Source organism: Sulfuricella denitrificans skB26 (assembly GCF_000297055.2).
Taxonomy (GTDB): domain Bacteria; phylum Pseudomonadota; class Gammaproteobacteria; order Burkholderiales; family Sulfuricellaceae; genus Sulfuricella; species Sulfuricella denitrificans.
Window position 1 is genome coordinate 2,134,898 of the sequence record NC_022357.1, and the last position, 19,507, is coordinate 2,154,404.

At 57.8% G+C, this 19,507-nt stretch carries 19 protein-coding genes and 1 tRNA gene; 11 read left to right on the forward strand and 9 right to left on the reverse strand.

From position 1 onward, the window contains the following. Window positions 1-21 precede the first annotated feature (21 nt). The 5 genes from SCD_RS10340 (at window position 22) to SCD_RS10360 (ending at window position 4,537) form a co-directional block, all read left to right on the forward strand. Entirely contained in the window at window positions 22-978 is a 957-nt protein-coding gene (locus SCD_RS10340; RefSeq protein ID WP_009205097.1) for a peptidoglycan-binding domain-containing protein, read from the forward strand. Between the two features lie 11 nt (window positions 979-989). Next, the gene (locus SCD_RS10345; RefSeq protein WP_009205098.1) at window positions 990-2,978 is read left to right on the forward strand and encodes a C1 family peptidase; all 1,989 of its coding nucleotides are present in this window, start codon (window positions 990-992) and stop codon (window positions 2,976-2,978) included. Window positions 2,979-3,092: 114 nt separating this feature from the next. Then, complete coding sequence (locus tag SCD_RS10350) at window positions 3,093-3,383, forward strand: hypothetical protein (RefSeq protein WP_009205099.1); 291 nt, start codon at window positions 3,093-3,095, stop codon at window positions 3,381-3,383. Between the two features lie 31 nt (window positions 3,384-3,414). Next, window positions 3,415-4,272: a formyltetrahydrofolate deformylase gene (gene purU, locus SCD_RS10355; protein WP_009205100.1), complete on the forward strand. Its 858-nt coding sequence runs from the start codon at window positions 3,415-3,417 to the stop codon at window positions 4,270-4,272. Window position 4,273: 1 nt separating this feature from the next. Beyond that, window positions 4,274-4,537: a SemiSWEET transporter gene (locus tag SCD_RS10360; protein ID WP_009205101.1), complete on the forward strand. Its 264-nt coding sequence runs from the start codon at window positions 4,274-4,276 to the stop codon at window positions 4,535-4,537. A 47-nt stretch (window positions 4,538-4,584) separates the two neighbouring features. Here SCD_RS10360 and SCD_RS10365 read toward each other — a convergent pair whose 3' ends face one another. The 4 genes from SCD_RS10365 to SCD_RS10380 form a co-directional block, all read right to left on the reverse strand. Further along, window positions 4,585-6,315: a hypothetical protein gene (locus SCD_RS10365; protein WP_148290768.1), complete on the reverse strand. Its 1,731-nt coding sequence runs from the start codon at window positions 6,313-6,315 to the stop codon at window positions 4,585-4,587. Between the two features lie 274 nt (window positions 6,316-6,589). Beyond that, the gene (locus SCD_RS10370; RefSeq protein ID WP_009205103.1) at window positions 6,590-7,285 is read right to left on the reverse strand and encodes a Crp/Fnr family transcriptional regulator; all 696 of its coding nucleotides are present in this window, start codon (window positions 7,283-7,285) and stop codon (window positions 6,590-6,592) included. 43 nt (window positions 7,286-7,328) lie between these two features. Then, window positions 7,329-7,886, reverse strand: a complete 558-nt coding sequence (ampD, locus tag SCD_RS10375) for a 1,6-anhydro-N-acetylmuramyl-L-alanine amidase AmpD (protein ID WP_009205104.1) — start codon at window positions 7,884-7,886, stop codon at window positions 7,329-7,331. Beyond that, window positions 7,883-8,221: a thioredoxin family protein gene (locus SCD_RS10380; RefSeq protein WP_161626933.1), complete on the reverse strand. Its 339-nt coding sequence runs from the start codon at window positions 8,219-8,221 to the stop codon at window positions 7,883-7,885. The genes ampD and SCD_RS10380 overlap by 4 nt, the downstream gene beginning before the upstream one ends. A gap of 40 nt (window positions 8,222-8,261) precedes the next feature. Here SCD_RS10380 and SCD_RS10385 point away from each other — a divergent pair, with 40 nt between their 5' ends. Further along, on the forward strand, window positions 8,262-9,266 hold the full coding sequence (locus tag SCD_RS10385) for a sodium:calcium antiporter (protein ID WP_009205106.1): 1,005 nt from the start codon (window positions 8,262-8,264) through the stop codon (window positions 9,264-9,266). A gap of 136 nt (window positions 9,267-9,402) precedes the next feature. Further along, entirely contained in the window at window positions 9,403-11,892 is a 2,490-nt protein-coding gene (locus tag SCD_RS10390) for a glycogen/starch/alpha-glucan phosphorylase (RefSeq protein ID WP_009205107.1), read from the forward strand. A 72-nt stretch (window positions 11,893-11,964) separates the two neighbouring features. Here the strand turns inward: SCD_RS10390 and SCD_RS10395 are convergent, their stop codons facing one another. From SCD_RS10395 to ispB, 5 genes are all read right to left on the reverse strand, one after another. Next, window positions 11,965-13,344, reverse strand: coding sequence for a sigma-54-dependent transcriptional regulator (locus tag SCD_RS10395; protein ID WP_009205108.1), 1,380 nt, complete (start codon window positions 13,342-13,344; stop codon window positions 11,965-11,967). After that, window positions 13,341-14,942 carry a sensor histidine kinase gene (locus tag SCD_RS10400; protein WP_009205109.1) on the reverse strand — a complete coding sequence of 534 codons (1,602 nt, stop codon included), beginning with the start codon at window positions 14,940-14,942 and terminating at the stop codon, window positions 13,341-13,343. Before SCD_RS10400 ends, SCD_RS10395 begins: the two co-directional genes overlap by 4 nt. A 42-nt stretch (window positions 14,943-14,984) precedes the next feature. Further along, window positions 14,985-15,209, reverse strand: coding sequence for a PP0621 family protein (locus tag SCD_RS17005; RefSeq protein ID WP_269763866.1), 225 nt, complete (start codon window positions 15,207-15,209; stop codon window positions 14,985-14,987). Window positions 15,210-15,258: 49 nt separating this feature from the next. Further along, window positions 15,259-15,335: transfer RNA gene (locus SCD_RS10410), tRNA-Pro, on the reverse strand. Between the two features lie 14 nt (window positions 15,336-15,349). Next, window positions 15,350-16,318, reverse strand: coding sequence for an octaprenyl diphosphate synthase (ispB, locus tag SCD_RS10415; RefSeq protein ID WP_009205111.1), 969 nt, complete (start codon window positions 16,316-16,318; stop codon window positions 15,350-15,352). 178 nt (window positions 16,319-16,496) lie between these two features. Between ispB and rplU the strand changes: the two genes are divergently transcribed. The 4 genes from rplU to proB all read left to right on the forward strand — a co-directional run bounded on the left by rplU (window position 16,497) and on the right by proB (window position 19,318). Continuing rightward, window positions 16,497-16,811 carry a 50S ribosomal protein L21 gene (rplU, locus tag SCD_RS10420; protein WP_009205112.1) on the forward strand — a complete coding sequence of 105 codons (315 nt, stop codon included), beginning with the start codon at window positions 16,497-16,499 and terminating at the stop codon, window positions 16,809-16,811. Between the two features lie 12 nt (window positions 16,812-16,823). Then, window positions 16,824-17,081, forward strand: coding sequence for a 50S ribosomal protein L27 (rpmA, locus tag SCD_RS10425; RefSeq protein WP_009205113.1), 258 nt, complete (start codon window positions 16,824-16,826; stop codon window positions 17,079-17,081). Window positions 17,082-17,147: 66 nt separating this feature from the next. Then, window positions 17,148-18,203 (forward strand): Obg family GTPase CgtA, encoded by a 1,056-nt coding sequence (gene cgtA, locus SCD_RS10430; RefSeq protein ID WP_009205114.1) that lies wholly within the window; start codon window positions 17,148-17,150, stop codon window positions 18,201-18,203. Beyond that, on the forward strand, window positions 18,200-19,318 hold the full coding sequence (gene proB, locus SCD_RS10435; RefSeq protein ID WP_009205115.1) for a glutamate 5-kinase: 1,119 nt from the start codon (window positions 18,200-18,202) through the stop codon (window positions 19,316-19,318). The genes cgtA and proB overlap by 4 nt, the downstream gene beginning before the upstream one ends. Window positions 19,319-19,507 lie beyond the last annotated feature (189 nt).

A 19,507-nucleotide genomic window follows, 5' to 3' on the forward strand; every position in this document is an offset into this window, starting at 1 on the left:
AAAATCAGGAGGAGGATCGACATGGCCACTTACCGGCTCGGCTCCAGCGGAGAAGAAGTCAGACAAATCCAGGTAAAGCTGCAAACTCAGGGGCTTTACCGCGGCCCGATCGACGGCGCCTTCGGCGGCGGCACCGAAGCAGCGGTCAAAACTTTCCAGCAGAAAGCCGGTCTCGAAGTGGATGGCGCCATCGGCCCCATTACCTGGAAGGCGCTGTTCAATGCCAAAATTCCAGCCCCCTCTTTGTTTTCCAAACCCCTGGCCTATCGCTGCCTGGCGCTGACCGGCGCGTTCGAAACCAATTCCGGCTTTCCCGACTGCTTTGCTGGTCTCTCTGGCAATTTCGATGGCCAGGGCATCAGCTTCGGCGTGTGCCAGTGGAATTTCGGCCAGGGTTCGCTTCAGCCGCTGCTCAAGGAGATGATAGTGCAACACCCCGATATCGTTCAGTCCATTTTCCGGCAACAGCATGACGTGCTGACCACGGCCCTGAACGGCGGCAAACGCGAGTTGATGAGTTTCGCAGCCAGCATCCAGCACCCGGTCCGGCACACCATCAACGAACCCTGGCGCGGCATGTTCAAAAGCCTGGGGAGAACCGGAGAGTTCCAGACGATCGAGCAAAAATACGCGGCGACGCTGTACCAGTCGGCGCTCGACCTGTGTTCCGATTTCGGCCTCTGGTCGCAACGCGCCGCCGCCCTGATGTTCGATATCAAGGTTCAGAACGGCAGTATCCGGGATCTTACCAGGGCACAGATACTGGCAGATTTCGCCAGTCTTGCAACCGGCCTGCCACGCGCGGCGCTGGAGATGGAGAAGATGAAAATCGTCGCCAACCGACGCGCCGAAGCGGCCAACTCGCGCTGGGTCGAAGATGTCAGAACGAGGAAGCTATGCATCGCCAATGGCGAAGGCATCGTCCACGGCGTCCGCTACAACCTGGAAGAACAGTTTGGCATCACGTTAACCAAGTAAGGAGAACAATCATGGCTGCTGGCAAGAAAATCAAGACTCCCCAACGCGTCTACAACGTCCGACCGGACACGATGGATTTTCGCGACAAGATGTACGAGGCGACGCTGATCGAAGTGCCGAAGCACATCCCCCTCGAAAACTATGCCAAGGTGCAAGTGCCCATACTCAACCAGGGCCAGGAAGGCGCGTGTACCGGCTTCGGGCTGGCAACCGTGGCCAACTACCTGTTGCGCAAGCGCAAGGAAGTAAAGGGCAAGGACTCGGTCAGCCCGCGCATGCTGTATGAAATGGCCAAGCGCTACGACGAATGGCCGGGAGAAAAATACGACGGCTCCAGCGCGCGCGGCGCGATGAAGGGCTGGCACAAGCATGGGGTGTGCGCCGCATCGGTGTGGCCCTACGACCCAAAAAAACCCGACCCGCGACTGACCGAGACGCGCCTCGCAGACGCCACCGGGCGTCCGCTGGGAGCCTACTTCCGCGTCAACCACCAGGATCTGGTGGCGATGCACGCGGCGCTGGCTGAAGTCGGTATTCTGTACGCCACCGCCAGCGTGCATGCGGGATGGGAAGCAGTGGGCGAAAATGGCGTGATCCCGCTGCAGGACGAGATACTGGGCGGCCATGCGTTCGCCATCGTCGCCTTCGACGAGCGCGGCTTCTGGATCCAGAATTCGTGGGGCCCGGACTGGGGGAAGCAAGGCTATGCGCTGGTCACCTACAAGGACTGGCTCGCCAACGGCACCGACGTGTGGGTGGCCCGGCTGGGCGCGCCGGTAATACTGGAAACTGCCGCCAAGGGCGTCGCGCCACGCCACGCCGGCATCGCGCGCGCCAAGGCCTACTCCTATCCCGATCTGCGGCCGCACATCATCAGCATCGGCAACGACGGAGCGCTACGTACCAGCGGCACCTTCGGCACCACGGCTAGCGACGTGGAGGAAATTATCAAGAAGGACTTCCTGCGCGTCACCCAAAGCTGGAAAAAGAAACGCCTGCTGATCTACGCCCACGGCGGACTGGTGAACGAGGAATCAGCCATCCAGCGCGTCGCCGACTACCGCAATGCGCTGCTGGAGCAGGAAGTGTACCCGCTGGCCTTTAGCTGGAAAACCGACGCCTGGACCACGATCAAAAACATTCTGCAAGACGCCCACAGCCGGCGCCGCCCGGAAGGTTTGCTCGATGCGGCCAAAGACTTCATGCTCAACCGGCTCGACGATGCACTCGAACCTCTGGCGCGGATGCTGGGCGGCAAGGCGATGTGGAGCGAGATGAAGGAAAATGGTGTGTTCGCCACGATGAAGGAGAATGGTGGAGCACGCATCGCGCTTGGCCACCTGAACCAGCTGCTGGCGCAGGATTCATCAATCGAAATCCACTTTGCCGGTCACAGCGCGGGCAGCATTTTCAATGCACCGATTATCCAGCTGATCACCACCAAGGGAAAAATCGCCGCCGGCCCGATGAGCGGAGCGACCGGCCTGGGGCGCAAGGTCGAAACCTGCACCCTGTGGGCACCCGCCTGCACCGTCGATCTGTTCAAGCAGACCTACCTGCCGGCGGTCAAAAGCGGCAACATCAAGCGCTTTGCCCTGTTTACCCTCACCGACCAGGTGGAACAGGACGACAATTGCGCCAACGTCTACCACAAGTCGCTGCTGTATCTGGTGTCCAACGCCTTCGAAGAGCGGGTGCGCATCCCGCTATTCCAGCCAGATGGCGAGCCGATCCTGGGGATGGAGAAATTCGTCCGTCTCGACAAGGAACTCTCTACACTGTTCAAGAACGGCAAAGCCGACTGGGTACGCTCACCGAACACCGCCGAGGACGGCACCCCCATCCATTCCACGGCACGCCACCACGGCGATTTCGACGACGATAAGCCGACCGTGCTCGCCACGCTGGCGCGTATCCTCGGCCATGGCACGTCGCAAGCACCGTTTGAGTTTGCCCGTACTTCCGCATCGCTGCGGGCGCGCAGACTGAGATTGAGTTAACGATCATGGCGAACCACCACCATGGATAGTGACCATCAGTTATAAAGGATACTGATCTCCGGCTGTCAAGCTCCAGCGGATCACGCTCAAGGCCGGCGACGGGTCACCGCCGGCATGGTACTGGCGGTAATCGACCCCGGCTCGCCGGCCCTGCTGGATGCACGCACCGAACGGGAGCTTACCGGACGTGTGGGTGTGGCTGAAGCCAACAGGCTGTGTGCCGCTCTGCTCCAGGTTCGCGACGACGCAGCCGGCAAAGCCGCCAGGCGCACGGTACAATTGGGCCGGCGCGGCGGTCTTGAGGCGGTAGTGGAAAAGAGACTGGAACCGGGTGAAAAAGTCATCGTACATCCCGGCGACACGCTCAGGGATGGCCTCCGAATAAAGCTTAAAGCTGGTGTATGATTGAATTTTTTGGCCCCCTTCTGTAACAACAATGACTAAAAATACCGCCACCCTGCTGATTTCCTGTCCCGACCGCAAAGGCCTGGTCGCAGGCATTGCCGACTTCCTCTACCGCCACAATGCCAATATTCTGCACGCTGACCAGCATCAGGATAGCGAATTGGGGCTGTTCCTGATGCGCGTGGAATGGGATCTGCACGATTTCGCCCTGACCCCGGAGCAGTTTGCTCAACTCTTCGCGCCGATTGCCGAAAAATTCGAGATGCAATGGCGCCTGGCACTGTCAACCCATCGTCCCCGGGTGGCGATATTCGTGTCGCGCTATGACCACTGCCTGGTCGATCTGCTCTACCGCCACCAGGCTGGCGAACTGCACTGCGACATTCCGCTGATCATCGGCAACCACGACGACACCCGATGGATCGCCGATTCCTATGGGATTCCGTTCCAGCACATCCCGGTACACAAGGACAGCAAGGAGGAAGCGGAGAAGACCCAGCTCGCCCTGCTACGCCACCACCATGTCGACCTGATCGTGCTGGCGCGCTACATGCAGGTCTTGTCCGCAGATTTCATCCGGCATTACCCGAGCCGCATCATCAACATTCACCATTCCTTCCTGCCCGCCTTTCTCGGCGCCAAGCCCTATCATCGTGCCTTTGAGCGCGGCGTCAAACTGATTGGCGCAACCAGCCACTACGTCACCGAAATGCTCGACGACGGCCCGATCATCGAGCAGGATGTCGCCCGCATCTCGCATCGCGACGCGATCGACGATCTGATCCAGAAAGGCCGCGACCTGGAAAAGATCGTGCTGTCTCGCGGGGTGCGCTGGCACATCGAAAACCGCATCCTGCTGTATGCCAACAAAACAGTGGTTTTTGACTAAGATGTCCGGCGAACTCAGCGAACTGATCGGCTACCCTGCCGCAATCCTCACCACCGTGGCCTTCGTACCGCAGGCCAGGAAATCCTGGCGTACCCGCGACCTGTCCGGCATCTCGCTGCCGATGTATGCCCTGTTCACCCTTGGCGTCGCATTCTGGCTGGCCTACGGCCTGATCATCGCCAGCACGCCGATCATCATCGGCAACGGCATCACCCTGGCGCTCGCCGCGGTGGTGCTGTGGCTCAAGCTGAACGAAAGACGCTAGCCAGCCAAGGGTTCAACATACGGAAAAGGCTGGGACAAGCCCCCCGATTATTTAGCGCGGCATAGATCCAGAATATCGAGCTCATACGGACCCGTGTCCGACTTGCGATGCCGGAAGGCGACTCTGCAGCCGTCGGGGGAAACGTTCCAGCTATCCATCTGGGTTTCGGCAAGCTTCTCCGTTTGGCCGTTGGGCTTTACCAGATACAGCCCGCCCGGCTTCTGGCCGTGCGCCGTGATGCGCGCTGACGCCATACGCAACCAGCCCGCGCGCGAAGGCGAGAACAGGACCGCATTGCTCTGGTTGGCGGTATCGAAAGGCACGCAGACTTCCTCGACGCGGCCCTCGGCCGGATAAATCCAGGCCGCTGGCACACAGGCAGGAGGCCCACTTTCCTGACGGAAACGCGACCAGAGCGGAGCCACGAAATAGGCTTTCTTCCAGGCAAAATAGCGGAACGATTCCAGCGTCAGGGCACGCTCATCCACAGGCAGGCGTACGGTCTCGCCATCCTTGCGCACCCAGGCAGCCTTTCTGGCCAGGCTGGTGTTTACCGGCGGCTCGAACTGGATGGCACCGTGACCAGACAGCAGGGGAAACCACTGGGTGGCGAATTTTGTGCCGGACAAGCTTTCGTTCGTTTCCCAGTGGCAATCAAAAGGGCTTTGCCGCGCCGGGTTGGCAGGCAGGTTCCAGGATTGGGAAAAACCCTGCGCCATGCCCGCATTGAGAAACGGCCGCCTCAGCTCCATGCTCTGCGACGTCCAGGCACCGGGCAGGCCGACGTTGAAAGTCAGCCGTTCGGCCTTGCTCACCAGTTTCTCGCTCTCGGTTTGCCAGGCGATCACCCCATTGCCGGCACACCAGATGCCATTCGGTGCGCCGATTTCCTCCTTTGATCCGTCCAGTTTCCAGACCGCCAAGCGCGCCGCCTGCTTGCCGGCCGGGCCGGTCTCGGTGGTGGCCGCCACCAAGTGTTCGCCGTCGAGCCATGCGTAGCCGCCTGTGATACGCCACGGCAAGGTAACTCGGGGATAAGGCGTCTTGCTCATAGGGATGGGATCGTCTTGCGGTTTGCCCTGCTCGTCGAAGTAGCTCGCCAGATCCTTGCGCACATTTTCGCGCAATGCCGTCCACTCTGCAGCTGGGGCGAGCCAGTCGCTCTCCGCCATTTTCCTGCCCTGAATGGCCGAGTTGATGGCGGACATCCCATGCATGCAGATCCACATCGGTGAAACCGTATCAACAAACAAATCCGACCTGGCCAAGGCCCGTTTGCCGGCCTCGCCGAAAGCCTTGCGGTCCTGCTCCGTACCCTTGACCACTTCCTCGGCAATCATCGGCAGGTAAAGAATCCCCTGCCGTGCCGTCTTGTCAGTGCAGCGCAAGGCATCGTAGCGGGCGCGCGCCATGCCGACGGCCAGCCATTCCATCGCCGCCGTCTTATCGGCAGGCCACAAGCGCCGCGAAAGTTCGTACAGGTACTGCGGGGGGAGCACATTGGCGCTGGCAATCAATTGCGGGATCAGCGCCTCATTTTCAGACATTGGCTTGTCGTGCAGCGTGGCGAAAGGATCGTTGCGCCGCGCTTCCTTGGGGTCAACGATACGCGCGTTGCCCAGAAGAGGGTGGCTGCTGGTCGCGTTGGTATTCGCCTCTTCAGCCCGGGATTCGCAAGCAGCTGCAAGCATCGCCACGGCGGCGAAGCACATCAAAAGCCAGCGCAGCAGAAGCTCCATACTCGAAGCAGGACCGACATTCCTCTGATTCAAACTCATTCTTTTTCCTCTCATTCCGGCCAGACAGTCATAGCCGAAGCATAGCGGCAACACGGTTCAGCCGGAATAGGAGAAGACCCTAAATTGATGGGCCAGACAGGGAGTAACAGTGGAAATAAAAAAACCCGCCTGTCAGGGGAGACAGGCGGGTCAAAGAACCGCTTGCGGGCGGCTCATGGAGGACAACCCAACCAAGGGTCTAGCGCGCCGCCTTGGGAACGAACGCGATAGAGTGATATTAGTCGAGGAGGGAAAGCACCGTCATTGACAATTCTCAATCGGCGGCAATTTTGTTAAGCGTAGCGGTATCACATTTGAGCGAGACACTACCAGGGATCTCCTGCAATGCCCCGCTACGCTTGAATTCGGCGATGATGCGGCTGGCGGTTTCGGTGGTGATACCGAGCATCGACCCCATGTCTTCGCGCCCGAACAGCTCGCAGCTGTTGCCTTCACTGCCGCTGACCAGGCGCAGCAGCAAGCGAGCCATGCGCGCCCTGGCACTGCCGGTGGCGAGCTGGGTCAGCCAGGCATCCGCCTCGTCCAGCGCACGCTGCCAGCGCACCATCAACTCCTTGCGCAGCTTGTGATTCTCCTGGTCAAGCCGCTGGATCACTTCCAGCGGAATACGGCAAATTTCAGACTGCTGCAAAACAATGGCGTCATGCTGATAGGGCTGGCCAAGTAGCGCTTCCAGACCGGTGACATCGGTGGCGCGGAGCAACCGGACGATGCGCTGGCGACCATCAGGCAGATACTGGACCAGCTTGAGCAGACCACTACGAATGGTAAATACCGCCCGCGCCGTATCGCCCGCCCGGTAAAGCACTTCATTCGGGGCAAGCGCGATGTCGTCGATGGGGTGGTGTATGCTCTCGCAATCGCTGATTTCCAGCCCGGCAAACAGAACCGTTTTGCGGATGCTGCAACTGACGCAGTCGGAACCGACAGGAGGTAAGATTTTACTCATGCGTAATGATGGTTCAGGTTGGACATCGAAAAAGGTATGCTCATTAATCTGACCCTGTGGTGGCAATCTGGTTCCGGTATCTCTGCCAATCGAAGCACGGCCCTGGGTCGGTCTTGCGCACCGGGGCGATATCCGAATGACCGACGATTTCCTTGATCGGGTAAGCCTCCTGTAGGGCACGCGTCAGCTCCGCCAGCTTCTCGTACTGAATATCGGTAAACGGGTCGTCATCGCTGCCCTCCAGCTCGACACCGATTGAAAAGTCGTTGCAGCGAATGCGGTCGTGCCAGTTCGATACACCGGCATGCCAGGCGCGCTTGTTGCACGACACGAACTGGATCACCTCGCCTTCGCGGCGGATGAAAAAATGGGTAGAAACCTTGAGATCGGCAATCATCTCGTAATAAGGATGCTGCCAGATATCGAGCTGGTTGGTGAAGAAATCGATCACGCCGCTGCCACCATAGCTGCGCGGCGGCAGGCTGATGTTGTGGATCACCAGCAGCGGAATATCGAACTCCACTTCAGGCGGTCGATCATCGCAGTTGGGCGAGGCGATGAAATGCACGCCCTGCAGGAACCCTGACTTGTCTATCTTCACGGTGCCTCCTCGGCAGGTAATATTAAGGCCTTCTCCACAACCTGCTGCAGCATTTCAGGCAGCAGCGGGCTATGTATCCAGGCATGAAAATGGCCATCCACGAACAGTATCAGCGCTGGCAGATGGAATATCTCATACTCACGCGCCAGTGCGATGCTTTTTTCCACATCTACCTTGTACAAGCGGTCGACCCAGCCTGCCAGCGCCTGAGGCAATACTGCCTCGGCTTTGCGGCATGTGCCGCAGTGCGGCCCTGAAAACAGCACCAGGCTGGAGCCGGGACTTTGCGCCAGTCGCGGGTAGAAGTCGAATTCGGTCAAGTTGGTAAATTTCACAATGCTATAATCGCGCCACGTTTTTTCAGGGAAACTGCCCATGACCACTTTTGCCACTCTGTTCCTGATGCTGATCGTCATTTTAATTGCCGCCGAGGTATTTACCAACGCATTAGAGCATTTGGGCGAGAAGCTGAAGATTTCGGAAGGTGTCACCGGCTCGCTGTTTGCTGCTGTGGGCACTGCCCTGCCGGAAACCATGGTGCCTCTGCTGGCGCTGATGGCGGGCACTGCCGACACCCACCTCAACGAGGAGATCGGGGTCGGTGCGATCCTCGGCGCACCGCTGATGCTGTCTACCTTGTCGATCTCCCTGATGGCACTGGCGGTACTAAAAACACGCGGTGCCCACGGCCATTTCACGCCGGAACGAACCGGCCTGACCCGCGACCTGAACTTTTTCCTGGCGGCATTTGCCTTTTCCGCCATCGCCCTGTTCGTGCCGCACCAACAGGCCGCTATCCGCGCTGCCATCGGCTTCACCCTGGTTCTGACTTACTTCGTCTACATCATGCTTACCCTGCGCGCTTCCGCCCATCTGGTCAAGGAGGGCCATGGTACCGAAGCAAATGAAAAGATGTTCCTGTGCCGTCTGGGACTGCCGCAGAACATGGCGGCAATCCTGTTCCAGCTTGCCCTCGGCCTGGCTCTGCTGGTGGCTGGCGCCAAGGGCTTCATTCATGGCGTGGAAGACGCATCCAGCCTGCTTGGCATCTCTCCCCTGCTGCTGTCGCTCCTGATTATTCCGATCGCCACCGAACTGCCGGAAAAGGTCAACAGCATCCTGTGGATCCGCAAGCGCAAGGATACTCTGGCCTTCGGCAATATCACCGGCGCAATGGTATTCCAGGGCACCCTGCTACCCGCTATCGGCATCATGCTGACGCCCTGGGAACCACGCCAGGAAGTGCTGGCCGGCATCGTCATCACCCTTCTGGCCGCGCTATGGGTCAGGCTGATGGTTAGCCGCGGACAGATCAAGGTCTGGCATCTGGCCGTTAACGGGGCGATGTATGTTTCTTACCTGATTATTGTACTGAGCTAAGAAGCTGTCTCTGTAAATGGCTGATATTTATTGAGACAGCTTCTTAGCCGAACCTTTACCTCCAATCTGCATGGAGGTATTCTGCCCGTAATGCATGGATCTGCTTCGATAGATCCGCATATCGGGAGATAACGCAATGGCCAAGAAACCGGCAACCACAGAGCCATCACCTCAACCCGCGAAAAGCACAGATTCCGTACCTTTCTGCCAGGCGCTCGCCAATCACCTCACCTATTCAGTCGGCAAGGACCATTACACCGCCACCCCCCGCGACTGGTTCTTCGCGCTCGCCCACACCACGCGCGACCAGATGACTGCACGCTGGATGGAAACCATGCGGCGCTATTACGAAGCAGACGCCAAACGGATTTATTATATGTCGATGGAGTTTCTGATCGGCCGCACCCTGACCAACAGCCTGATGAATATGGGCCATTATGACGAATGTCTGAAGATGGCGGCCGAGGCCGGACTGGACTTGGAGCAGGCGCGGGCGATGGAGCCCGATGCCGCTCTCGGCAATGGCGGACTGGGGCGGCTGGCCGCCTGCTTCCTGGACTCCATGGCAACACTCGGCCTGCCGAGCTATGGTTACGGCATCCGCTACGAGTACGGCATGTTCAACCAGCGCATTGAAAACGGCTGGCAGGTGGAACACCCTGACAGCTGGTTACGCTACGGTAATCCCTGGGAATTTCCTCGCCCGGAAGTCCTGTATCCGGTCAAGTTTTACGGCCGGCTAGTTGAATACACCAGTGAGGCAGGAAGCTTACGCCACCATTGGGTGGATACCGAGGATGTCATGGCGATGGCCTACGACACCCCGATTCCAGGCTATGGCGGCAAGTCGGTGAACAACATGCGGCTATGGGCGGCCAAATCGTCGCGCGACTTCGATCTGAAGTATTTCAACGAGGGCAACTACATCAAGGCGGTGGAGGACAAGAATGAATCGGAAAACCTGTCCAAGGTGCTCTATCCGGACGACACCACGGCAATGGGCCGTGAATTAAGATTGAAGCAGCAGTATTTCTTCGTATCCGCTTCGCTGCAGGACATGCTCTACCGCTTCAACAAGTTTCACAAAAACTTCGATGAACTGCCCGACAAGGTGGCGATGCAGCTCAACGACACCCACCCGTCGATCGCGATTCCCGAACTGATGCGCATCCTGCTGGATCTTAACCACCTTGACTGGGATCGTGCCTGGGACATCGTCACCCGCACCTTCTCCTACACCAACCACACGCTCATGCCGGAAGCGCTGGAAACCTGGCCGGTAAGCCTGCTCGAGAAAACCCTGCCGCGTCATCTGCAAATCATCTACGAAATTAACCACCTCTTCCTGAATGATGTCAGACACCAAAATCCCGGCGATACCGAGCTATTGAAGCGCATCTCGATCATTGACGAGGACAACGGACGGCGCATCCGTATGGCTCACCTGGCCATCGTCGGCAGCCACCAGGTCAACGGCGTGGCGCAAATCCACACCGAGCTGATGCGCCAGACCATTTTTGCCGACTTCGATCGCTTCTATCCCGGCAAGATCATCAACATCACCAACGGCATCACACCGCGGCGCTGGCTCAACCAGGCCAATCCCGGCCTTGCCGGGCTGATCACGGAGCACATCGGCGACGGCTGGATCACCCATCTGGATCAGTTGAGCAAGCTCAATAAATTCGCCACCGACAAGGCCTTCCAGGGGAAATTCCTGCGGGTCAAACAAGCCAACAAGGAATCTCTGGCTAAAGTAATCGAGGAAAAACTGGGCATCAAAATTAACCCCGCCTCCCTGTTCGACGTGCAGATCAAGCGCATGCACGAATACAAGCGACAATTGCTCAACCTGTTCCACGTAGTCACCCTGTACAACCGAATCCGCGCCAATCCTGGGGAAAACCGGGTGCCCCGTACCGTGATCTTCAGCGGTAAGGCGGCTCCCGGCTACGCCAGAGCCAAACTGATCATCAAGCTGATCAATGACGTAGCGGACATCGTCAACCACGACCCCGTCATAGGAGACCAGCTCAAGGTAGTGTACATACCCAACTACGATGTCACCACCGCCGCGGAAATCATTCCCGCTGCAGACCTTTCCGAACAAATTTCCACCGCCGGCACCGAAGCGTCCGGAACAGGCAACATGAAGCTTGCCTTGAACGGTGCGCTGACGATCGGCACGCTGGACGGCGCGAATATCGAAATTCGCGACGAAGTCGGCACGGACAACATTTTTATTTTCGGGCTGAATACGGCGGAAGTCGCCGAAATAACTAGCAAGGGCTACAACCCTTGGGATTATTACCATGGCAATCAGGAACTCCGGCAGGTGCTCGACATGATCGGTTCCGGCTATTTCTCACCGGATGAACCCGAGCGCTTTAGACCGGTCATCGACTCGCTGACAGCTGGCGGCGACCAATACCTGCTGCTCGCCGATTACACCGATTACATTGCCTGCCAGGAAAAAATCGATGCGCTCTACCGCAACCCGGCAGAGTGGGCGCGCAAGGCCATCCTCAATGTGGCTGGCATGGGCAAGTTCTCCAGCGACCGCACCATCAGGGAATATGCGGAGAACATCTGGGGAGTGAAATCAGTCCTGAGACCTGAGGTCTGAGTTCAAAACTATCGCGCAGCGATACAACGCACTCGGCACTTTCCACTCCGGACTCAGCACTGCATTTCCAGACTAATCCATCCCCAGTCGTTCCAGTCGGTAACGCAACGCCCGAAAGGTGATGCCAAGCAGCTTGGCTGCCGCGGTCTTGTTGAAACGGGTTTTTTCCAGCGCTTCCAGAATCGCCTCTTTTTCCACGGCGTCGAGATATTCCTGTAACGGCAAGCTTTTCATCTGTGCCATGTCCTTTGGCTGCTTCGCCGCGAGTTGCAAATCCTCGGGACATATCTCACCACCCGTAGTTAGCGCCATCGCCCGCTCGAGGATGTTTTCCATTTCGCGTACATTGCCGGGGAAATCGTACTCTTGCAGATCCTTCAACGCTGCCAGGCTCAATTTCGGCGGCTCGGTGTTCAGACCCGCCATTTTCTTGAGCATCTCCCCGGCCAGCAGCGGGATATCGTCAGGGATCTCGCGCAAAGCCGGCATCTTCAACACGATCACGTTGAGCCGGTAAAACAAGTCCTGGCGAAATTTTCCACTTTCCACGCATAGCGTCAGATCCTGGTGAGTGGCACTTATGATGCGCACATCCACGGGTTCTTCCTGGGTGGCACCCACCTTGCGCACCATTTTTTCCTGGATGACGCGCAACAGCTTCACCTGCATCGGCAAGGGCAGGTCCGCCACTTCATCCAGAAACAGTGTTCCGCCGGCTGCAGCCTGAAAAAAACCCTCCTTGTCCTGATTGGCCCCGGTGAAGGCGCCTTTCTTGTAACCGAAAAACTCGCTTTCCATCAGGTTTTCGGGAATCGCCCCGCAATTGACTGCGACGAAGGGCGCATCGCCACGCGGGCCATCAAGATGGAGCAACCGTGCCGCCAGTTCCTTGCCGCTACCCGATTCCCCGGAAATATGAATCGGCGCCTGGCTGCGCGCCAGCTTGGCTATCATCTGGCGGGTCTGCAGCATCAGGGGGGAATTACCCAGCAATACCGGCTGGCCGACAGCAGTCTGGTTTTCTTCTATTTTTCTTGACTGACTTGAGCTGGGCAATTTGAGCGCGGAATTGACCAGCGCACGCAACTGGGCCAGGGAAACCGGCTTGGAAAGGTAATCGAATGCGCCCGCCTTTAGGGCGGCGACCGCATTTTCAGCGCTGCCGTAGGCGGTGATCACCGCCACCGGTTTGCCGGGGTAATTTTTGGTCACATATTCCAGAAAACCAAGGCCATCCCCGTCTGGCAAACGCATGTCGGTAAGACAAAGATTATAGTAATTCTTGTGCAGGTACTGCTCCGCTTCGAACGTGCTAGCCGCCGCATCGACATCCAAGCCCATGCGCTGCAACGTCATTACCAGCAGTTCGCGGATGTCGGCTTCGTCATCCACAACCAGCACACGGCGCGGTTGCTCTTCGTTATTCCGAGAAACTGGCAGTGTCCGGTTCAACGCAACTCCCCTTCAGTACTTATCCTGAATTGCCCGCCTTGCGGGGCTTCAATATAATCGAGCGTGGCCCCGTTCGCTTCGCACAGTTCGCGGGCAATATAAAGTCCCAAACCGGTGCCGGTGCTGTCTGTGGTAAAAAATGGCTCGAACAGCTGGGCGCGCAACGCTTCGGCAACCCCGGGCCCGTCATCGGCCACATCCAATTGTACAACATTCCCGGGCGAGGCAAATGCCGCGTGCAGACGGATGCTGCCATCCCGCCGCTGGCAGTAGCGCCAGGCATTACTGCACAGATTCCACAGCACCTGGTCAAAGTGATGCCGGTCGAAGCGTACCATCAGGTCGTCCGCCACATCCAGAACAACAACCCTCGACGGGATTTTCTCGGTCTGGCAAAACCGTTCGGTGAACTGGTGCAAAATCGTGCCCATGCAGAACGTTTCCGGCGTGGCGCGGTCCCTGCGGTTAAGCTTCAGAACATCCTGAACCATCCGGTCGAGACGATGAGTGTTGTCATGAATGATCTGCAACAGCCGTGTCTGGGTCGCATCCTTGCCGGGCTCTTCCTGCAACAATTCAGTCGCATGGTTGATCGCGCTCAGGGGATTGCGAATCTCATGGGCTATGTTGGCCGTCAGCCTGCCCAGTGCAGCCAGCTTGTTCTGTTGCGCACGCACCTGCATCAGGCTCAGATCCTCCAGAAAAATAACTGCACCCAGCACCTCATCCCAGCCGATCGCGGTAAAACTCGCCTGAACCCGCTTGCCGGTGGCCGGCACAGTCAGCTCAAATCGATTGTTGCCCGGATCTGTATGCCAGCGCTGCAGGCACTCGGATAAAGCGGGGAAATAATCGTTCAGGATGAGCCGGCTCCAGATCCCTGACGGCTTTCCCAGCAATTTCTCGGCTTCGCTATTGTGCTGGCGCACTCGCCCTTGCTCGTCCACTACCAGCACGCCGTCCTGCATGCCCTGAATCACCAACTGGTTGACCTGGGCCAGATTGGCAAGATCGATGCTCTGCCTCTGCGCCAGAGTTTCAGTCACAGTCAGGCGCCTGGTCAGGACAAAGGCCAGCCCGGCGATAGCAAAAAATCCCATACTGGTCAGACTGGCTTGCAAATAATCCTTGGCGCTTCCCTCCAGTACCATCACCTGATAGGTCTGCTCGAGCAATAGGGCTATGCTCGCCATCGCGGCATGGAACATTGCCAGGCGGCCACGGCTGACCATGCCGATGGCTACCAACGGTGCCAGCAGGAGTAGTCCGAGTCCACTCTGAATACCCCCGCTGGCATGCATCAGCAGCACGATAAACAAGATGTCCGCACTCACCTGGGCACTCAGGAGCAGATTGAAGCGCGGCCAGCGAATATCGATTAGCACGACCATCAGCGCCGCAAGGAACACGTAAGCAATGCTGGTGGCGTAGAACAAGGAAGGATAGTAAGCGCCAAAGGGATTGACGGCGCCAAACAGAGCATAGGCGACGGCAAAAGTGCCTGCCAGTGTCAGTCGAAAAAGATTGAAATAGCGGAGATACCGCCAGTACGACTCGGGTTGAGGCCTGGGCCGAACCTGTAGCCATTCTGTCAGCATTGCAGAGTATCGCTCGACCGAATCGGCCGGGCCAACGAAGGATTATTTCTGATGAAGTTGGCGATGCTCATTGGTGCAAAAGGATTCACCATGACTGACGATGCTTTCGCTTCTCGGAAGATGCACTCCGCAATGGGCGCAGCGCACCATATCCTCGCCAGTTTCAGGTTTTGTTGTGTCCTCCTGTCTGATCCTGCGGCCATAGCTTTGGACGAGGCGGTAAACAACCCATGCACCCAAAGCAAGAAGTATCAGTTTGATCAACATCACTCTGCCTCAGTCAACGAGGCGCCCCAGGGTTAAGATTCGGATGAACTGGTCGGGGTGAGAGGATTCGAACCTCCGGCCTCTGCGTCCCGAACGCAGCGCTCCACCAGGCTGAGCTACACCCCGTTTTGATTTGTTTTTCAGTAGCTTCGTGTTACAGAAAAGTCGGCCAATTGTAGCAAAGATTCCTTGTATTTTGAATGCGACAGATGCGAAATCGCCTCACACGCCACACGGGCTTCATCCTTCGCCTGGCTTTTTGCATAATCCAGTGCGCCAGTATCGCGGATCGCGGCCATCACGGCATCCAGCTCGTTCAGGCCACCATGTTCGATCGCCCTGCGGATCACCTCGGCTTGCTGAGGCGACCCATTTTTCATGGCATAAATCAGGGGCAGCGTAGGTTTACCCTCAGCCAGGTCATCACCAACATTTTTCCCGGTTTCGGCATGGTCGCCGGAATAATCCAGCACGTCGTCGATTAACTGGAACGCTGTGCCCATGCGCATCCCATAGACGGCCATGGCCTCCTCATCGGCACTGGAGGCATTGCCCAGGATCGCACCGAGGCGAGTGGCAGCTTCGAACAGTTTTGCGGTTTTGTAGTGGATCACCTGAAGATAGCGCGCCTCGTCGATATCCGCATCGTTGCAGTTCAACAATTGCAGCACTTCGCCCTCGGCAATGACGTTAGTTGCATCCGCCAGTACTTCCATGACGCGCATGTTGCCCGCTCCGACCATCATCTGGAAAGCTCTGGAATAGAGGAAGTCGCCGACGAGAACGCTGGCAGCGTTGCCGAACAGGGCATTGGCCGTGGCGTTGCCGCGCCGCAAGTTAGACTCGTCCACCACGTCATCATGCAGCAGGGTGGCGGTATGGATGAATTCGACCACCGCGGCTAGGATGTGATGATAACCGCCGGAATAACCGAATGCACCGGCCGACAATAGCACCAGCGCAGGACGCAGGCGCTTGCCACCACTATTGATGATGTATTCGCTGATCTGGCGGATCAGCACGACTTCGGAATAGAGCCGTTTGCGGATGACTTCATCCACGGCTAGCATGTCCGACTCGATGGGACTGCGTATGGCTTCCAGCGACACAAAAAATCCAGAGGTTGGGTGAAAAAGGGCTAATGGTAGGAACGAGGGCAATTCGGTGTCAAGTTTTTCCAGCCCTGCCCCTGATTTCTAAACAAATTTCTAAACAAAATTTAACCCTCGCCATGAAATTCTGGTACAATCGCGTTCCTTTTTAAAAGCTAAGTAATTGGAGCTCAATATGTATGCGGTCATAAAAACCGGTGGCAAGCAGTATCGCGTTGCCCCTGGCGAAAAATTGAAAATAGAACAGATACCGGCAGACATTGGCAGCGAAATCGTACTGGATCAGATATTAATGGTTGCAGACGGTGAAGCAGTCACGGTAGGCACGCCTCTGGTAAGCGGCGCTACGGTCAAGGCGACAGTAGTCGCGCATGGTCGCGGCGAGAAGGTGCAGATTTTTAAAATGCGTCGTCGCAAGCACTACCAGAAGCATCAGGGGCATCGTCAGAACTACACCGAGATCCGCATCGACGGCATCGCGGCGAAGTAAGGAGAATCAGCAATGGCACATAAAAAAGCAGGCGGCAGTGTACGCAACGGCCGCGACTCTCATTCCAAGCGCCTGGGCGTGAAACGCTACGGTGGCGAACTGGTTTCCGCCGGCAGCATCATCGTGCGCCAGCGTGGCACCCAGATGTACGCTGGTGACAACGTCGGCATGGGCAAGGATCACACCTTGTTCGCCAAGGTTGCCGGCACCATCAGCTTCGCCATCAAGGGTGCAGCTAAACACAAAGTGGTTACCATCACTCCGGCTTAAACCAGCCGGATAGTGTAGCCTTTAGGCCCTATCAAACGATAGGGCTTTTTTATTTGAGCACTCACAATGAAATTCATTGACGAAGCAAAAATCGAAGTCCATGCCGGTGACGGCGGCAACGGGTCGGCCAGCTTCAGGCGCGAGAAATACATCGACAAGGGCGGGCCGAACGGCGGTGATGGCGGACGCGGCGGCAGCATTTATGCGATTGCCGACCGCAACATCAACACCCTGGTGGACTATCGCTTCGCCCGCATCCACCGCGCTGAGAAGGGTGAAAACGGGATGGGCTCGGATTGCTACGGCAAGGGCGGCGAAGATATGGTGCTGCGCGTTCCTGTCGGCACCGTGATTACTGACTTCAACACCAATGAAATCATCGCCGACCTTGCCAAGGACTGCGAAAAAGCCTTGATCGCCAAGGGCGGCAAAGGCGGCCTCGGCAACCTGCATTTCAAGTCCAGTACTAACCGCGCCCCGCGCCAGTTCACTCACGGCGAACTGGGCGAAGTACGTGAACTCAAAATGGAACTCAAGGTACTGGCCGACGTCGGGCTGCTGGGCATGCCCAATGCCGGAAAGTCTACCTTCATCCGCGCTGTTTCGGCGGCCAAGCCCAAGGTGGCGGACTACCCCTTCACCACGCTACACCCTAACCTTGGTGTAGTACGCGTGGAGCACGACAAAAGCTTCGTCATCGCCGACATTCCGGGCCTGATCGAAGGTGCGGCCGAAGGCGCCGGACTCGGTCACCAGTTCCTGCGCCATCTGGCGCGTACCCGGGTACTGCTGCATCTGGTCGATATCGCCCCCTACGACGAAACCGCCAGCCCGGTGGCAGAAGCTCATGCGATCGTCAACGAACTCAAGAAATACGACGAATCGCTGTACCAGAAGCCACGTTGGTTGCTGTTGAACAAGATGGACATGCTGCCCGCGGAAGATCGTGATGCGTACAAGCAGCAGTTCCTCAAGGATTTCGGCTGGGATGGGAAATGTTTCATCATTTCCGCCCTCACCGGAGAAGGCTGCAAGGAAGTGGTCTACGCCATCATGGAGTTTCTCGACCAGAACCGGCCGGTGGAAGAGCCCGCAGAAGATACGCAGGAAGCACAACCTTGAGCTCGATTATCGCCAACAGCAAACGCCTGGTAATAAAGGTCGGCAGCAGCCTGGTCACCAACAGCGGTGCCGGCCTCGACCATGAGGCCATCGCCACCTGGGCAGCGCAGATCGCCGCCCTCAAAGCCATGGGGCGCGAAGTGGTACTGGTCTCTTCCGGTGCGATCGCCGAAGGGATGCAACGCCTCGGCTGGAAGAAGCGACCCAGTGCCGTGCATGAACTGCAAGCCGCAGCCGCGGTGGGCCAGATGGGGCTGGTGCAGGTCTATGAAACCTGCTTCCGCAAGCATGGCCTGCACACCGCACAAATCCTGCTGACCCACGACGACCTCGCCGACCGCAAGCGCTATCTCAATGCCCGCTCCACCCTGCGCACCCTGCTCAAGCTGAACACCATCCCGATCATCAACGAAAACGACACCGTCGTCACCGAGGAAATCCGCTTCGGTGATAACGACACCCTGGGGGCTCTGGTCACCAACCTGATCGATGCGGATGCGTTAATCATTCTGACCGACCAGACTGGCCTGTATTCTGCCGACCCGCGCAAGGACCCTACTGCCACGCTGGTGGGCGAAGCGCGCGCCGGTGACCCGGCACTGGAAACCATGGCAGGCGGAGCCGGCAGCGATATCGGCCGCGGCGGCATGCTGACCAAAATTCTTGCCGCCAAGCGCGCGGCTCGCAGCGGCGCCCATACCGTGATTGCCTGGGGGCGCGAGCCGGACGTGCTGACCCGGCTCGCCCAAGGCGAAGCGATCGGCACCCAGCTAATTGCCGACGAAATGAAGACCGTGGCGCGCAAACAATGGCTCGCCGATCACCTCCAGGTCGGAGGCAAACTCACGCTCGACGATGGTGCGGTCAACGCACTGCGGAAGGAAGGCAAAAGTCTGCTGTCGATCGGCGTGAGCGCGATTGCAGGGGATTTCGAACGTGGGGAAGTGGTGACCTGCCTGGACACGACAGGCCGTGAAATTGCCCGTGGCCTGGTCAATTACAGCGCGCCGGAAACTCAGAAAATCCTGCGCCACGCCAGTACCGAGATCGAATCTATCCTGGGTTACGTCGACGAACCGGAATTGATTCATCGGGACAACTTGGTATTGCTTTAAAGCAATACCAAGTTGCAGTGAAGGCTAACGTTCGCGTAGCTAACGTTATGCCGGAGCTACAATCTGGTTCTGCTGTAAAAGCAGAGCCAGATTGCGGCGAAGACTAACTCTGCGAAGCATAAGGTTAGGTCGGAGCTGTATCTGGTTTTTTTTTAAGGTTGCGGGGAGACTAACACTCACACTTTCGCC

Bases quoted from the DNA above. Each gene is read 5' to 3' on its own strand.
- SCD_RS10400 (WP_009205109.1), bottom strand. From the start codon at position 14,942: ATGCTGACAGAATGGCTACAGGTTCGGCCCAGGCCTCAACCCGAGTCG.
- SCD_RS10345 (WP_009205098.1), top strand. From the start codon at position 990: ATGGCTGCTGGCAAGAAAATCAAGACTCCCCAACGCGTCTACAACGTC.
- purU (WP_009205100.1), top strand. From the start codon at position 3,415: ATGACTAAAAATACCGCCACCCTGCTGATTTCCTGTCCCGACCGCAAA.
- rpmA (WP_009205113.1), top strand. From the start codon at position 16,824: ATGGCACATAAAAAAGCAGGCGGCAGTGTACGCAACGGCCGCGACTCT.
- SCD_RS10350 (WP_009205099.1), top strand. From the start codon at position 3,093: ATGGTACTGGCGGTAATCGACCCCGGCTCGCCGGCCCTGCTGGATGCA.
- SCD_RS17005 (WP_269763866.1), bottom strand. From the start codon at position 15,209: ATGTTGATCAAACTGATACTTCTTGCTTTGGGTGCATGGGTTGTTTAC.
- SCD_RS10340 (WP_009205097.1), top strand. From the start codon at position 22: ATGGCCACTTACCGGCTCGGCTCCAGCGGAGAAGAAGTCAGACAAATC.
- SCD_RS10385 (WP_009205106.1), top strand. From the start codon at position 8,262: ATGACCACTTTTGCCACTCTGTTCCTGATGCTGATCGTCATTTTAATT.
- SCD_RS10360 (WP_009205101.1), top strand. From the start codon at position 4,274: ATGTCCGGCGAACTCAGCGAACTGATCGGCTACCCTGCCGCAATCCTC.
- SCD_RS10370 (WP_009205103.1), bottom strand. From the start codon at position 7,285: ATGAGTAAAATCTTACCTCCTGTCGGTTCCGACTGCGTCAGTTGCAGC.
- cgtA (WP_009205114.1), top strand. From the start codon at position 17,148: ATGAAATTCATTGACGAAGCAAAAATCGAAGTCCATGCCGGTGACGGC.
- SCD_RS10365 (WP_148290768.1), bottom strand. From the start codon at position 6,315: ATGAGTTTGAATCAGAGGAATGTCGGTCCTGCTTCGAGTATGGAGCTT.
- rplU (WP_009205112.1), top strand. From the start codon at position 16,497: ATGTATGCGGTCATAAAAACCGGTGGCAAGCAGTATCGCGTTGCCCCT.
- SCD_RS10390 (WP_009205107.1), top strand. From the start codon at position 9,403: ATGGCCAAGAAACCGGCAACCACAGAGCCATCACCTCAACCCGCGAAA.